The organism is Treponema sp. TIM-1 (assembly GCF_046533115.1).
Classification (GTDB): Bacteria; Spirochaetota; Spirochaetia; order Treponematales; family Breznakiellaceae; genus JAIRMO01.
Window position 1 is genome coordinate 39196 of record NZ_JAJQRC010000018.1, and the last position, 15751, is coordinate 54946.

The window sequence follows — 15751 nt, forward strand, 5'->3', positions numbered from 1 at the left end:
ACGGAGGTTGTATGCGAAAGTTGGTATTGATCCTGATCGCCTTTATTGCGGTAGCGGTTTTTATACGGGCTTATGATAATCCGGAACATAATTCGATTTCGGAGCATTTACAAAATGGTGTCAGCGGTCGTGAAAGATTCTGAAAAAGCCGTCCTTTCCGATCCCTCCTCTTTTGACGATCTGCTGGATAAAACCTGTGAACGTCTTTGGGATAAAAAAAAGCAGTACACCCTGCGACGGCTTCGGGAATTAGATGATAATCTAAACAGTTTGGAACAGGAATTGGAACAAATTGTTTTTGATTCCGGCATAAACCGGGCGGAGCGGGTACGATGAATACCCGGATCCGATGGTCCCCGCTGCCCGGGAGGACGATCCGGCATGAACCGGCGATTGGTATTTTTTAGTATCTTATTTTTAGGTCTTTTAACTTCCGCCTATACCCTGGATGTATCCACCCGTTCTATTCAGGACGATTCCTCTTTGAGAATTTCCATTAAGGACACCTGGCTGACCGAGGCCCCCGGAAAGGTTTTGGAAAAAAGCCCCTGGGTACATACCCTGCCCGGCGGGGACCGGATCCAGGTGCGGGCCGAGGGGGAGCGGGGGGAATGTCTTATCATCCTCGCAAGAGAACTGGGGGGAACCTTTCCCGGATGGGCTCAAGGGTCCTGGGTCCTAACCCGCCGGAGGGATACGGGGCTTCCCGAACGGATACGGATATTTCTCCGGAGCGACCCCTATGTCTATGTCCAGTTCCGGCCCTTTACCGGGGACAAAAGCCTGATGGACGTGGTAGTTTACGATGCCTATGTGGTTCACTCCCAGCCCCTGGCCATACCCTTTGAACGGCTTTTGGTGATCCCCGTGGAGGATGCCCTGAGGACTGCGGGGGCCTCTTTTCCCCGGCGGTATTTTGACCCGGATCCCGGCATGTACCGGGAACTGCGGGAATTTATCGCCCTGGTCAGGCAGCGGCTCCCGGAACTGCGTTTTCGGGATGACGGCGCCATCGATGAGCAGGGCCGTTACGTGTTTATCGAAAACCTGGCACTTCAGGACGGGCCCGGGGGGCTTAACTGTTCGGGGTTTGCCAAATGGATAGTGGATGGAATTTTACGCCCCCGCACGGGGGAACGCCTGACCATCCCCCCCCTAAAGGAACCCTTTGGGGATCGAACTTCTTCCTTCTCCGAAGCCTATGAGCGGCTGCGGGATCCCTTTTTCGGGCTGGACTGGACCCGTAATCTGGCCGCGGCGGCGGGTAATTTTGGCACCCTGGAGGAAATCGAAGTTCAAAAGGGAAGTTTCGCTTCGGTGATCCGCAGAAAGGAGGGGAAAAGTTCCATTAGGGCCTATCCGGGGTTTCTGCAGAACGCGGGGTTCGACAGCGAAGGGATCCACCCCCTGTTGTATACCCTGGCCGTTGACGAGCCGGGGTTTATCTATCTGGCGTCGGTAAACCAGGAAAGAGGCCCCGCCCCCCGGATGCGCCAGCACTTTCATGTGGCGGTACTGGTCCCCTATTTTACCGAAGCCGGTAATTTCCGGATTGCGCTTTTTGAAAGCGCCGCGGAAACTTCTTTTACCAACTTTAAAACCCGTTATCCCGGACACCACATCAATTTGGTCCGTATCCCCGTGGAAGGGACCTTTGACCCCTAGGACAGGAAATTGGTTTTCCTTATAGTAAATCAATCATGAAACATGAATTGGCCGGGATAGCCTTTGATCTTGACGGAACCCTCTATCCGAATCACCGTTTGTTTATCCGTCTGGCACCGTTTGTCCTGAAATACGGAAAGTTCCTCTGGGCCATGGGCAAGGCCAGGACCATACTCCGGGCCCAAAATCACGACGGCCCCTTCTACGATCTGCAGGCCCGGATCATGGGGGAACTCCTCAGGGAAGATCCGGGAGTGGTCAGGGAAAAGCTGGAACGGCTTGTCTATCGGGGGTGGGAGTCCCTTTTTAGGAGGATCAAACCCTATGCCCATGTCCGGGAAATCCTGGAAGCCCTCCGGCAGCGGGGATTTAAGCTGGGGATCCTATCGGATTTTCCCCCCACAAAAAAGCTGGAACATCTGGGTTTGGGGGGCGGCTGGGATACCGTCCTTTGTTCCGAAGACTCAGGCCGGCTTAAACCGGATCCCCTCCCCTTCTCCACCTTAGCCGCATCCCTGGGATTGCCCCCGGACCGGATCCTCTATGTGGGAAACAGCCTGAAGTATGATATAGCCGGGGCGCAAAAAGCGGGGATGGGGACCGCCCTGATCCGTTCCCGGTGGAAAAAATACTTCTCCCCCCGAATAAAAGCAGACTTTATCTTTTCCGACTATCGCCAATTGTACCATTATGTGATAAGTTTTTAATAATGAGCTTTTTTACGGTCGGCAATCTATTAACCATCGGTATCCTCACGGCGGTTTTGATTCTCTTCCGGTATCTGGACCGGCATAACCGTTCGGTAGACCTGGCCCGGGAATTCGGCAAACGGCTGAAGGAAGAACTGGCCCGGTATGTGGCGGAACGGGAAACGGCCGTTAAGGACTATGCCCTGGAATTGGATGTTCAGCAAAAGGCGGCCAGGGAACTGCTAAAACGCCTGCAGGTTACGGATGAGGAATTCGCCGGTAAGGCGGCGGCCATAGCCAAAATCGATGAACAGATAGCCGCCTACGATACTTCGCTGGAAGAACTGATCCGTATGACCGGCATGGTGGATGAAAATCTCAAACGGATTGGGGAAGAATCGGCCTTTGTGGAAAAGGTCTACAAGCAGGTATCCCGGGCCAAGGATAAGCTGGATACCCTGGAAAGGGACCTCTCGGAGGTGGAACACCGGTTTGAGCGGGAAAACGCCGCTTCCCTGGAACAGGCCGCGGATTCCCTGATGGCTTCGGTCCGTTCCTCGATATCGGATTTAACGGCTCAAGCGGAAACCATTGAGCGGAAGGTCGAGGATCACCGGGAAGCGGTGGATAAGGTGGAACAGGCCCGGGAGGAAAATCTTAGCCGGGATCTGGAACTTATCCATCAGACCTTTAACGAAGCCCTGGAACGGGCCGCTTCCCGGGCGGATAAGGTGGAAGACGCCGCCTTGGTAAAACTCCGGGAACAAGCCCTGGAGCGGGTGCAGCGGTATCAGACGGCGGTAGAAGAAAAATTAAAAGCCTATCAGGAAAACACAAAAATCAAGGCTGCCGAAACCCAGGGCCTGATCAAAACCTACAAGGATGAATGGAAAAACGACAGCGCCGAAATTGAGGCGAAACAGAAGGCCTACCGGGATGAATGGAAAAAGGATGTGCTGGAACTCAATGAACTTGCCCGGGAACAAAAAGAAACCTGGAAAAATGATTTTTTGGAAGTAAAGGAGTTTGCCAGGACCCACCAGGAAACATGGAAACAGGAGATCGCCCAAGAGGAGGCCGCGGCCCGGGGGATCCTGGTTTCCCTGGAAGCGGCCGCCGCGGAAACAAAAGCAACCCTTACCGCCAAAACCGCCGCCCTGGAAGATCTTCTGACGGAGCTTGGAAACCATGTCGGCGGGGAAATCTCCCGGATAGAAACGACCCTGTCCGGCGATACCGGGGCCCTGGAAAAACGGATGGAGGAGTTTCGCCGTCAAGCCGCCGAGACCTCCCTTCAGATCGAAGGGGAGATGCGCCGGATCCGGGAGGATGCCGAAAAGCAGTCCCGTGCCCTGGCGGAGGAAAGCCTGGAAAAGTGGCGGCAAACCACGGAAACCGCCGATACAAAAGTGCGGGACACCCTGGCTTTCCTGGAAGCCGCTTCCGCCAAGCAGGCGGAAAAAAACGTCGCCGAGATCACGAATTTGGAAAACCTACAAAACCGATTCGATGAGCTTATTACCCGGGGGGAACAGCGGATCTCCGCCGAAACCCAGGGTCTGGAAAACCGGTTGGGGGAACTGCGGCAGCAGTTTGACGAGGTCATAGCCCAAGGGGAAGAGCGGATCTCCGCCGAAGAAGCGGTGGTGGATGGTCGTTTAGGGGAACTGCGGAAGTATGCCGACGACGGCGCCGACGGGATCAAAAATGATATCCTCCACATTATGGAAGAAACCGAACAAAAGGCCGCCGCCATGGCCGGGGAAAACCTGGAGAAGTGGCGGCGCATGGCGGAAGCCGCCGACGCCAAAGTCCGGGATACCCTGGCGGCTTTAGAAGCCGCTTCCGCCGAACAAAAGAAAAATATCGCCGCCGAAACCGAAGCGGTGGAAAAGGCGCTGGCGGAACTGCGGGCCCATATGGACGATTCCATTTTTCGGTTGGAATCCCAGGTGGAACAGGCCGCGGAAAAAGCCCAGGAACAGGCCCTGGAAACGGCGGATCAGAAACTGGAAGAATACCGGGCCGCCCAATTACTCCAATACCGGCAGCTTGAGGCCCTGGCGGACGACACCGCCCGGCTGGACACGGAACTGCGCAGTTATATGCGGGAAACCGAAGACCGGGTACGCCAGGATTTTGCGCTTTATGAACGGGAAGCGGCCCAATACCGTTCCGGGATAAGCGCCGAATTTACCGCCGCCGCCCAGGGCCTGAAAAACGAGCTAGACGAGGTGGAAAAGGGATTGTCCGCGCTGAAAGCCCAGGCCTACGACAATGTTTCGGAGAAACTCCAGGTCTTTGAGGATGAATTTTTCCAGGACCTTTCCCGGCGGAGCGGGGATATTGACCGCCACCTGGATGAATGGCATGCCGCCATGGACGCGAAATTGGAGAGCCTAGCGGATGAAACCGCGACGGAGCGCCGGAATGTGGAGCTGGCCTTCGCGGAACAACTCAAACACCGCCTGCAGGAACAGCATGATAGGTTTATCGCGGAGTTGGAACACCTCAAGGCTGAAACCGGAGCCTTTGAAGACGGAATCCGGGAGCAGATGAGCCAGGCGGATCTGTCCCTGACCGCCCTAAAGGAACAGCTTGACCGGGATCTAAAAGAAGCCCGGAACGTCGCCGAGGTAAGCGCCAAGGCCGAGATCGGCCGTTACAGCTTATCCATGGCGGAAGTCCTGAAGCAGCACCAGCGGGAACTGGAGGGGTCCTTCAAGGGGCTTTCCGACTGGGTGAACGAACGGAACAGTGAAATTACCGAGCTCCTGGAAACCTCCCGCCGGGAGACCGAGGAATGGCAATACAAATTTTCCGCCCAACTCCGGGACGCGGATAACACCATTGATGAAGCCCGCCGCCGGGCCCGGGAGCTTGCCGCGGAAAGTGATGAACGCCTCGCGGCAATCCGCTCCTCCATTGAGGAGATCCACGAGGAGGCGGCGATCCACCGCACGGAGCTTTTTGCCCATTCCGATGAACAGGCCCGTAATCTGGAGGGGACCATTAGGGAAGCGGAACGGCGTCTTAAAGATTTTATCAATCAGACCAAACTTTTTGATAAGGCCGAAGAATTAAAAACCGACTTGGAACACCATATTGAGGATCTGGAGGCCGATATGGCCAGCCTGGATCAGCGCCGGTCCGAGGCCGCCGAACTGGAAGCCCAGTTCATCAAGATAAAACGCCTGGAAGATGACATCAGTTCCCGGATGACCCGTTTTCTTTCGGAAAAACGCCGGATCGAGCTTATGGAAGCCGATTTCGGCAGGATCCTTCAAACATCCCAAGCGGTGGAGGAAAAACTCGCCCAGATTTCCACCTCCGATGATACCCTCCAGGCCATCCAGATCCGGATTCGGCAGTTAAGCGACGCCATGGCGGACGCGGAGGAGAAATATCAACGGATAGAAAAGAAAAACCAAACCCTGGAAGCGACCAATACCGGCATAGACCGTAACTTTAAAATCCTGCAGGAAACGGAAGTTACCGTACGGCGTCTTAACGAAGATCTGGGCGGTTTCTCCGAAGAGCTGGAATCGGTACGGATCTCCATAGAAAAACTCAATCAGGATAACGAAAGCGCCAGGGAAGCGTCGGAAAAACTGTCCACCCTGGACCTGACCATTACGGATATTGAACGGCGGATCGAAGCCATGCAGGTTGCCCGGGAATGGCTTGCCCGGACCGAAACCCGGCTGGACGAGCTGAACCGGCAGGTGCAGGATCAGCTTAAACTTATGGGTTCCCTCCTCAAGGAAGAACGGGGTAAAGGGGCCCCCAAGGAAAAGGGCGCTCCCCCCCGGGCGGTTCGGGAGAACGTGATAAAATTGCACCGTCAGGGCTGGTCGGTGGATGAGATAGCCCGGTCCCTCAAGCTGGCCAAAGGCGAGGTGGAGCTTATCCTGGAATTGGGTGCCATGGATTAAGCCTACCGGGACTTTTCCACCCCAATCCTCCGGCAGTGGGTCCGGATTACACACCGGGAGCAAAAGGGGCTGATCGGCCGGCAGAGGTTTTGTCCGTAGAGGACCAGGAGGGCGTTGATCCCCTTCCAGTATTTTCGGGGCAGAATTTTCCGGAGGATCCCTTCGGTTTCGTCGGGGCTCCGGGAGCTGAGCCAGCCCGAGCGGTTGCATATCCTATGGACATGGGTATCCACACAGATCCCGTCCATATCAAAAGCCTCGATGAGGACCAGGTTGGCCGTTTTCCGGCCCACCCCGGGCAGGGCCAGGAGGGCTTCCATGTCCGCCGGCACCTTGCCGCCGTATTGTTCCCCCAGGATCCGGGCTATTTTCCGCAGGTTTTCCGCCTTGGTCCGGTAAAACCCCGCGGGGTACACCAGCTTGAGCAGTTCTTCCTCCGGGATGGAGAGGATGGCCTGGGGGGTGGGGGCCTTTTCCAGGAGGGCCCGGGAGCATACCAGGGTTACCTCGTCCTTGGTACGGAGGCTCAGGATGGTGGAGGCCAATACCGCCCAGGGGTCCTGCTTGTATTTTTCCGCCACCGTGGTTACCGAAGGGTCCCGGTTATCCCGGCTGCCTTCCTGCAGGGTCGTATCCCGCCATTTTTGCAGGGATCCGATGATCCCCTTCCAATCAGGTTGTGTTTCCATTACTCCCGTTCCAAAAGGCAAACCGCCAGGGCTTCCGCCGCCAGGCCTTCTCCCACCGGTCCCAAGCCTTCATTGGTTTTACCCTTAACAAAAACCGCTTCCAGGGGCAGTTCCAGAACCGCCGCCAGGGCCGCACGGATAGGCTCCCGGTAGGGAAGAACCCGGGGGGTCTGGCAGATCACCACACAGTCCAGGTTTACCGGATGCCATCCCTGGGCCGTGACTTTTTTATAGCTGATCCGTAAGAGCTCCATGGAATCCGCGTTTTTCCAAGCCGGATCCCCTGGGGGGAAAAATTCCCCGATATCGCCGAACCCTGCCGCACCCAAGAGGGCATCCGTCACCGCGTGGGCCAATACATCCCCGTCGGAATGCCCCAGTTCGCCCCGGTCCGACAGAAGTTCCACTCCCGCCAATAAAAAAGGCCGGCCCGATACCAGCCGGTGGAAGTCCCGGCCCAGCCCTATCCGTATCATGGCTACCTCAGATCCCCGGGGAAGGTGATCTTCCGGTTCCCGGCGGACCCGGGGATACTTGCCACGGGCCCGCAGAATTCCCCCCAAATTTCGGCGTCATCGGTATATTCAACGCCCTCCGCAAGTTCCCGTTCCGCGGCTTGTTCATGGGCCCGGAGAATTTCCGGAAAGGCAAAACCCTGGGGGGTCTGGGCGGTTCCCACCAGGGAACGCCGGAGATGACGGATGACAAAACCCTCGGGGCCTAACTCCTTGGGGGTTTCGGTGAGGGGCATTACGGGAATTACCGCCCCATAGGTACGGGCCGCGGCGATGATCCGGTCGATCAAGTCCCCGTCAACCCAGGGCCGGGCCCCGTCGTGGATCAGTACCAACCGGGGGCCGTAGGCGGCCAGCAGGGAAAGTCCGTGGTGAACCGAAGCGCGCCGGGTGGCTCCTCCGGGGACAAAAAAAATCCGGGGCTTGGCGGCGGGGTATAACCACCGGGCGGGCAGGCTGAGCCGGGCGGCATACTCCCCGTCGGCGGGAACAACGATTACCACCGGATCTATCCGGGGCGAGGACGTAAAGGCCAAAACCGATCCCCCCAGTACCGAAAGGGGCTCTCCCCCTCCGTCGGTCATACCCAAGGGCAGGTACTCCTTCTTATCCCCTCCCATACGGCTTGACGAACCGGCGGCGGCAATTACCGCCGCGATAGGGGCATCCATAATCGCTTATTTTGACTCCAGCCGGTTAAAAATCATGGTTTCCACCTCATCTTTGTTTTTTTTGAGAGAAAAAGAAACCTCGTCCTCCAGGAGCTTGAGGGCGGAATCGTAGAGTTTTCGTTCCAGAATAGGTAATTCCTTAACTTTACTCCGGTGATACAGGGAACGGACTATGGCCGCTATATCCATGACACTGCCCTTTTTGAGCAGGTCCAAATTCATCTGGTATCGGAGTTTCCAGTCCGAAGGAATGGGGTCATAATCCTCACCGATAAGCGTCAAGGCTTGAAGGGCCTCTTCCTCGGTAACAATGGCCCTAATCCCCAACCCTTCCGCCTTATCCACCGGAACCATGATGGTCATATCCGACACTTCAAGATAAATAACGTAATAGAGAATCTTTTCGTTTCTGAATTCCTTTTCTTCTATCGAAAGGATAATTCCTACGCCTTGACTTGGATAAACTACTTTTTGATCAACTTGAAAACACAAAGCCGCATTGCTCATTTATAGTAAACTATAACACAAAAAGCCGGATGTGTTAATAGGCCCCTGGAATTCTTCATGGTTTTTTGCCACCCCCGGCAGGGGCCGGAAGGTTTTAAAAGACAGGTATTTAAAGGGGTGAATATCCAAGGCATTGGGAAACCAACCGTCCAGTTCGTCCACATCCACCACGTTTAAGGCGGGACTGTAAAAAATGGGAAGGACCGTTCCCCGTTCCAGGAGTAGTTCTTCCGCCTTAGACAGGGTTTGCCACCGCTTTTCCCCTTCTTCGGCCATGGATTCTTCCATCAGATTTTCATAGTCGAGATCGTTATGCCGGGCGTCATTCAGGTTGGAATCCCGGCGCCACATCTGCAAAAAGGTATAGGGATCCGCAAAATCCCCAATCCAGGTGGAAAACCCCACTTCGTAATCGTTTTGTTTAAGGGCCTGAAAGTATTGTCCATAGGGAACCACCTCAATTTTAACCCGCAGGCCCAATTCCTCCATCCATGCGGCGGCCATGAGCCCTCCCACCCGGGCGGCATCGTTGGAGGGGTTGAGGCGGATTACCAGCTCCGGTAGCCCCTTCCCTTCGGCGAAGCCCGCCTCGGCCAGGAGCCCCCGGGCTTTTTCCACATCGGTGGTATCCAGGCCTGCAATTTGCGGATAACCGGGAATGGGGTAGATCAGGGTTTTCGCCGGAAGAAAATATCCCTCCCGAATCTGATCCCAGGGAAGGACCAGGGAAAGGGCCTGCCGGATCCGGTAATCGTCCCAGGGGGCCCGGGCAGACCGGATAAAATAATAATGGGTGGCAAAAAGGGGGTTTACCACAATACCGCTGCGGTCGGTGAGGTTTTCCAGGTTCACTTCCCCGGAGATCCACCGGGCCTCGCCGGAATTCCAGAGGGAGGCGGCTTTATCCCCGTCTTCGGTATACCGGAGGATGATCCGGTTCAGGGAAACCCGGTCCGCATCCCAATAGTGGGTGTTTTTGGTTAAAACCATGGCTTCTTCCTGATGCTCCAGAAGGTAAAAGGGGCCGTTGGAAATGGGACTTATACCGGTCCAATCCTCCACCTCGGTCATTGAGGGATGGATGGGGCTAAAGGAATGATGACAGAGCATGCTGGGGAAAAAAGAGGCCGGAGAATTCAAGCGTATCACCAGGGTCTTGGGGGTTTCCGCCCGGATCCCCACCTGGGCGGGATCCTGCAGTCTACCGGTCCTGAAATCCCGGGCCCCTTCGATAATATCAAAAAGGGAAGAATAGGGAGATTCCTTCCGCGGATCCAGCAGGGAAATCCAGGCCCGACGGAAATCTTCCGCCTGGACGGGATCCCCGTTCCAATACCGGGCGTCTTCCCGGATGGTAAAGGTCCACTGCTTTTTATCCTCCGAAAGAACCCACCGTGCCGCCACGGCCGGAACCGGCTCCATGGTAAAGGGGTGATAGGAAAACAGCCCTTCGTAGAGGCCGGTGAAAATCTGGGCCTCGCTGGCAAGATAGGATTTGCGGAAATCCAATTCCACCCCATCCCCTTTGGAGAGGACCACCGTAAGCTCATCCCGGACCCGGACCCGGGGCCGGGATTCGGCGTATTCCGGTCCTTCCGGGGATCCGGTCTCCGGGGGAGGGACGGGGGCTTCCTCCACCGGGGCCGGTACCGCCCCCTCCGCCGGGGCGTCGTCCACCGCCGGGGGGGTGGCGCAGGCCAGGAGCGTCATAATCAAAAAACTTACGACAAACGCCCATACCAAATTGGGGAATTGATCCACCCGCATAATTTTATTTTTTTTCATCGATTTTTCCTCTTTAGCCATAAGCGCCTCCAATAATACTTACCGGCCCGGTAATTCCCGGCCATTCCGGGATTCCACCGGCGGATCAACTATCGGAGCTGACCCCTAAGCGTTTAAGCTGTTCCTCTTCTTCTTTTTGCGCGCTATATTCGTGGCGTTTCTGATTGGCTTTGATTATGGCGTTTTTCATGGTGGCTAATTCCGGTTTTATTCCCCTGACTTTTTCCCGATCCTCCTGGTCGATCACCAGTTTGAAATAATCATCCAGGGCCGAAAGGGTCTTATGCAGCGATTGGACCTCCCGGATGTTTTTTTCCAGGAGGGTTATCAGCTGCTCGTCCTGCAGGGCCTCAAGTTTGGTCCAGCCGCTGCGGGTTATACCGGTAAGACTCCGGGCTCTCCGCTCCATGTTGTCGCGGAAACTATTATAATTTATCTTTTCTTTGACATTCACTCCCTTGACGCTGTCAAGGTACTCCACTTCATAGATAATCGGATCCGGCTCCTTATGCAGCATCTCTTTTAGAATCTGCCGTATCTTTTCCCATAAACTCTTCCGGCGATTCTGCAAAAGGTTTCCGTTTTCCTCAAATTTAAGGGTTATCTCTGAAAGGGTAGCAGCCACGGAACCAATAACCATGAGCCCTTCAACAATGATATGTTTAAAGGATACCGGCGCTTTAGCCGCCTTGGGTTTACTGTCGGGTAACTGCAGCGCGTTGAGCACCTTCTCCTGGAGAGCAGGGCCCTCCGTGGAATAATCTTCTTTAACCAGTTCTTCTATCAGATCCGGATAGAAGGGTTTACCGGGCATAGCGGCGGCGAATTTTTTCCGTATTTGCGGCACCGCCGTGGTCTGATCCAGGGACATTTCCGCGGTTATATTCTGCCGTATGGCGAGTTTATAATCTTCCCGTTGGAATTCGGTTATTTCTTTTAAAATAGCAAGAATATTCGCGGTGGCCTTCTTGAGATCCCCCAGGCACTCGTTGATCAGCGTTATGGACAGGGGATCGCTGCCGGGCTTGAGCTGACTGATGAACTCCGTTACGGCCCGGGTATTCGCCGAGGAACTATCGGTGTTCAGGTGAACCCAATCGATATATTTCACGAGACCGAGGATCTTTTTTATCCGGTCCAGCGTAAGAAAATCAACGCTGAATTGATAAAAATTAACCAAAAAATCAAGTTGATTATCGAAATTGGAAAGCCGGATACTCAACTGTTCCGTCCGTTTCGCCTCGACAAAAGCTCCGGTTTCGGGGATCTGGATCTCCCCCATCTTGGCTTCATGCTTATAGGGATCCTCATGGATAAGACCCTTTTTGAGAAAAAGATTATAAAGCCCCAAATAAGCCGTATGGAAACTACGAAATTCTTCTTTTAACTTTACTAATTCCGTATTTTCAAGCCAGGTCCGTCGAGCTTCCAGTGTATCGGCAAGGGCTTTTGGGTATTCACCGTGATTATCCATTACGATTATCCATTATAATTATCTATAAAGAACCGTTGGAAATCCAACCGGGCTTTCCCGAGGTTCCCAATACTTGAAGTATGGCATAAACGAATAAAATAAGCAATTGAGGCTTTTTCAAAATAGCAAATTAGAACCGGAAAATTACGGTTTTTGGGCGAAATTTGTCCAAACTTGCGGTTTTCGAACCGGTTATTAAAGCAAACCCCATCTTATTGCCTATATAGTAGTATGAAATCAAATTTTTTTAAGTTCCTTTCCCGCAGCCGCGGGAAGATTCATCTGTTTTTTTTCGTCTTTCTTATGGGGCTCGCCCTGGGCACCTGTGAAAACCGGATCATTCCTTCCGAATACCGGGTCGAGCTCCCCCCCCTGCCCCCTGAGTGGGAGAACATCCTGGGGTCTCCGCGGTGGCAGGTGGAATGGATAAATCCCGATGGCAGGATCAAAACCCTGGAGGCGGATGGATCCTCTATTCCGGAGCTGGACATTATGATGGAATGGACTACCCCGGTTATCGCCTATCCCTTCTGGCCGGACCGAGGTATAAGTCCGGGGATACTCCATCCGGCAGGGGCCCTGTTCCCCTTTGATGCCGAAGAGAGCCGAATCAAGCTCTCCTGGAAAGGGGGGGTGGACGCCTGGGTTTATCTCTGCCTGCGGGACGCGGGGGGCGCCGATGCCCCGGAGAACCGGCAGCCCCATTATTTTGACTGGCCCCGGTTCCGCCTCCTGATGGAAAGTTCCGACATAGACGAGGAGGTACGGCTTGATCCCTGGCTGGCGGATTGGCAGGATGTGGCGGCCCGAACCGTACAATCGGGGTTTGACCGGCGGCGTATTAAACCCGCCCCCCGGGAGGACCTTCCGGTCAGCATACCCCAAAGCGGCTTATACCTGGGGATGTCCCCCTTTCAGGAACCGCGTTTTTTGGAAAAGGATGAAACCGTCCTGTTCCCGGTTACCGGGAGGGTGGATACCTATGTTACCGCCCAAGGGCTGCTCCGCTGTACCCAGGGGGCGTGGCTTTGGATTCCCTGGAAATAGCCGTCCCTTAGCCGGGCAGCCGGCGGCAAAATCTTATGGCTCGGGAAGAATGAAGAATAGGATTAACCACGAACGACACGAAAAACACGAACTTTTGTTTCGATATTCCGGAATTTATACCTGAATTCTCTTCTTTGTTCGCGGGAAAGCAGGAAAGAACTATCGGTGAAAACGCCGATTTGTCTTTGTTTCTGTTCGTGTGGTTCGTAGTTAAAATCTCTCCTTGGGGCCCTTGCGTAACATGAGTAATATGATAGATTAAGGTATGGGATTTTTGGGGAAGTTTGGGTGGGCGCTATTGGCCGTAATGGCGGGGCAGTTATATTATTCCTGTTCCAAACCACCGCCCTTACCGGCCGAAGCCGGGGTTCCTCCCGACGGGATAAGCGCCTCCACCCGGTGGATGGCCCCTCTGGTCATACTTAAGCCCGGAGAAAAACCCCTATGGTTCGAGCTGGGCAGGGAAGAGCCGGAGTTGGTGGATTCCCCCGATGACGCTTCCCTCAAACCCTTTGAACCCTGGCCCCTGGCCCGGTGGATTACGGGTTTTTTAACCCAGGAAGACCGTTTGGTTGGGGCGGTAAACCGGAGCGGTTTTTTGGTCTTTATCCCCGGGGAGGGGGGAGCATTGGCCCTTTATTCGGTAACGGATCTCCCGGATTGGGAAAACTATACGGCGGCTTCCCTTTTTTTATACCAAAAAATCCCGGCGGTCCTTTTATACCGGAATGATTTTTTTGAAGAGCCCCAGGCGCCCCCCCCGGATCCCCCGGTCCGGGGATTGGTAATGGGCAGTTCCAAGCCCGTGGGGCTTGACCTTCCAGCCCTGGGGAGCCTTCCCTCCGGGGAAGGCTGGGAGGCGGATGCCATCCGCCTGGGTAAGGACGGTTATTGGTACTACCGGGGGGGTAACCGGGGAAGGGATAAACCGGTATACTTCCGGAGCCCGGACCTTGCCGGTCCGGGGGAGCCCGTTTCCGCCGCATCCTTTAGAAGCGCTTACGAACCCTCTCCCCTGGGGGAAGCTCCGGCCCTACTGGGGCGGATCCTGGAAGAGGCCTTTAGCGTAAGCGGGCCGGGGACAATTCCGGTGGCCGCGATCACCTTTGCCGAATCCGGGGGGATCCGCTATTTTTCGCAAACCCCTCCCGGGGCGGGGGAAACCGGGGAATTGGTCGAACTTTCGGGGTATTACGGGACCGGCGATACTGGGGAGGGCTCTCCGGCCTATTCCTACGGGCTGGTTTTATCCCCCGGTGGAAAAGGGGTATACGGAACGCTCCGGGAGGGGGCCATAGAAACCGAAGCCTTGATCCTGCCTTCCCTGCCTGAAAAATTCAGCTATACCGGCATCGGTCTTGCCGGTTCCGCCCTCATCGCCCTTTGGGAAGAGCGGGAGGACTTGCATGTGGGGGCCGCCGGGTTTATGGTTATAAACAAGTAATACTTGGGGCTTTCAAAATTTGAAAATTCGGGGCTGCCGCCGGTGTTAATTTAGGTAAAAGGTAGTAAAATAATACTAGAAGGAGAAAAGGGAAATGAAGACGGAACTAAAAACCATTGCCGAAAAAAAGCGGCTGGTGGGTAATATTATCGATGTGATTCAAAAAAATGACTTTTTTCTTTTACTTGGCCATAAAGACCCGGATACGGATTGTGTGGCGGCCCTGGTTGCCTTTGCCCTGTTATTAAGCAAATTACAAAAGGAAGCAACCATTTACGTGTCCGGCCCGGTGCAGGAGCAATTTAACTACCTCCTGGCTATTTGTAAATACAACAACATCGCCGTGAGTTACGGCAAAGAGGTGAATCTTCAGAATATTTCAACCATGGTGATTCTGGATACGCCAAAACCGGATATGATCGCCATGAATGAATCCATGGTCCGGCTTATGGAAGATCCCTCCATACGAAAAATCGAGATAGATCATCATCTTCAATTAGATACCCAATATGCGGGAGATCCCGGTTATTGCCTCGTATCGGAGGCTTCCAGTACCTGTGAACTTTTGGGGTACCTGGCCCTGAAGTTGGCGAAAAAAATGGAGATTAAGGCGGATGATTTTTTTACCCGGAATATCGCCCTGGCGATTTTGACCGGGGTGGTGGGGGATTCCCAGATGGGAAAATACCTGAAAACATCCAGGGAACGCCGGTATTATCAGATCTTTACCGGAATCTTTGACCGGCTCCTGTTTGAAAAAACCATCAAGGGCAGGGGCAATATTTCATCCATGGAAGCGATCTTCGACGTGATCCAACGCTTTTCCGTCCAGGAAAAAAAGTGTTATGACGGCATTATGGCTTTGAAACGCAAATCCAAACTGGTTTATTATGTTTGCCTTGATAAAGGGCTATCCGAGGAAATGTTCGGTTTATACGGGGCGGAACTTATGGTGAATATATCCAAAGCCGCGGCGGACACCATGGCGGAAGAAAGCGGTAAACTGGGGATGGTGGTGTATTACGATGACGAAGCCCTTTCGGATTTTATCCAGTTCCGGCTGAGGAGGAGCGCGCAATTTCCAACGATCGATCTCCGGGGGGTCCTATCGGTCCTGGACATCCGTAACGGCGGCGGGCACCCCGGGGCCGTAGGGTTTAGGGTGAAAAAGGCAGCGGTACCGGACCTTGCCGCCTATACCGAAGCCCTTATTGCCCGGATTGAGGAATTGGTTAACCATTAGGACCCGCGCGAGAATAAAATGCCATGCATTTTATTCTAATTGCTTATGCAATAAGGAAATAACATGACCAATCGGTCATGTTATTTC

The 15751-nt window shown here is 54.4% G+C and carries 14 protein-coding genes; 8 read left to right on the top strand and 6 right to left on the bottom strand.

Annotated features, from left to right (window positions below):
- The first annotated feature begins 11 nt into the window (after window positions 1-11).
- From LQZ21_RS08705 to LQZ21_RS08725, 5 genes are read left to right on the top strand one after another with little or no spacing between them, the layout of a single operon-like run.
- On the top strand, window positions 12-143 hold the full coding sequence (locus LQZ21_RS08705; RefSeq protein ID WP_411043895.1) for a hypothetical protein: 132 nt from the start codon (window positions 12-14) through the stop codon (window positions 141-143).
- Entirely contained in the window at window positions 130-336 is a 207-nt protein-coding gene (locus tag LQZ21_RS08710) for a hypothetical protein (protein ID WP_411043896.1), read from the top strand. Before LQZ21_RS08705 ends, LQZ21_RS08710 begins: the two co-directional genes overlap by 14 nt.
- A gap of 45 nt (window positions 337-381) precedes the next feature.
- Window positions 382-1665: a hypothetical protein gene (locus LQZ21_RS08715; RefSeq protein WP_411043897.1), complete on the top strand. Its 1284-nt coding sequence runs from the start codon at window positions 382-384 to the stop codon at window positions 1663-1665.
- Window positions 1666-1700: 35 nt separating this feature from the next.
- Complete coding sequence (locus tag LQZ21_RS08720) at window positions 1701-2372, top strand: HAD family hydrolase (RefSeq protein ID WP_411043899.1); 672 nt, start codon at window positions 1701-1703, stop codon at window positions 2370-2372.
- 2 nt (window positions 2373-2374) lie between these two features.
- Window positions 2375-6289 (top strand): SpiroCoCo family coiled-coil protein, encoded by a 3915-nt coding sequence (locus LQZ21_RS08725; RefSeq protein WP_411043901.1) that lies wholly within the window; start codon window positions 2375-2377, stop codon window positions 6287-6289.
- A gap of 2 nt (window positions 6290-6291) precedes the next feature.
- On the opposite strand, the gene LQZ21_RS08730 is transcribed toward LQZ21_RS08725, so the two are convergent.
- The 6 genes from LQZ21_RS08730 to LQZ21_RS08755 all read right to left on the bottom strand — a co-directional run bounded on the left by LQZ21_RS08730 (window position 6292) and on the right by LQZ21_RS08755 (window position 11930).
- Window positions 6292-6978 carry an endonuclease III domain-containing protein gene (locus LQZ21_RS08730; RefSeq protein ID WP_411043902.1) on the bottom strand — a complete coding sequence of 229 codons (687 nt, stop codon included), beginning with the start codon at window positions 6976-6978 and terminating at the stop codon, window positions 6292-6294.
- Entirely contained in the window at window positions 6978-7454 is a 477-nt protein-coding gene (ispF, locus tag LQZ21_RS08735; protein WP_411043904.1) for a 2-C-methyl-D-erythritol 2,4-cyclodiphosphate synthase, read from the bottom strand. The genes LQZ21_RS08730 and ispF overlap by 1 nt, the downstream gene beginning before the upstream one ends.
- Window positions 7455-7456: 2 nt before the next feature.
- The gene (locus tag LQZ21_RS08740; protein ID WP_411043906.1) at window positions 7457-8164 is read right to left on the bottom strand and encodes an IspD/TarI family cytidylyltransferase; all 708 of its coding nucleotides are present in this window, start codon (window positions 8162-8164) and stop codon (window positions 7457-7459) included.
- Between the two features lie 6 nt (window positions 8165-8170).
- Window positions 8171-8671, bottom strand: a complete 501-nt coding sequence (locus LQZ21_RS08745) for a CarD family transcriptional regulator (RefSeq protein ID WP_411043908.1) — start codon at window positions 8669-8671, stop codon at window positions 8171-8173.
- Window positions 8672-10456: a peptide ABC transporter substrate-binding protein gene (locus tag LQZ21_RS08750; protein ID WP_411043909.1), complete on the bottom strand. Its 1785-nt coding sequence runs from the start codon at window positions 10454-10456 to the stop codon at window positions 8672-8674.
- A gap of 85 nt (window positions 10457-10541) precedes the next feature.
- Complete coding sequence (locus LQZ21_RS08755) at window positions 10542-11930, bottom strand: TP0584 family protein (protein ID WP_411043911.1); 1389 nt, start codon at window positions 11928-11930, stop codon at window positions 10542-10544.
- A 231-nt stretch (window positions 11931-12161) separates the two neighbouring features.
- On the opposite strand from LQZ21_RS08755, the gene LQZ21_RS08760 reads away from it, so the two are divergent.
- The 3 genes from LQZ21_RS08760 to LQZ21_RS08770 all read left to right on the top strand — a co-directional run bounded on the left by LQZ21_RS08760 (window position 12162) and on the right by LQZ21_RS08770 (window position 15664).
- Window positions 12162-12977: a hypothetical protein gene (locus LQZ21_RS08760; RefSeq protein WP_411043912.1), complete on the top strand. Its 816-nt coding sequence runs from the start codon at window positions 12162-12164 to the stop codon at window positions 12975-12977.
- Between the two features lie 265 nt (window positions 12978-13242).
- Window positions 13243-14421, top strand: a complete 1179-nt coding sequence (locus LQZ21_RS08765; RefSeq protein ID WP_411043913.1) for a DUF8086 family protein — start codon at window positions 13243-13245, stop codon at window positions 14419-14421.
- A gap of 94 nt (window positions 14422-14515) precedes the next feature.
- Window positions 14516-15664: a DHH family phosphoesterase gene (locus LQZ21_RS08770; protein ID WP_411043915.1), complete on the top strand. Its 1149-nt coding sequence runs from the start codon at window positions 14516-14518 to the stop codon at window positions 15662-15664.
- Window positions 15665-15751: the final 87 nt, after the last annotated feature.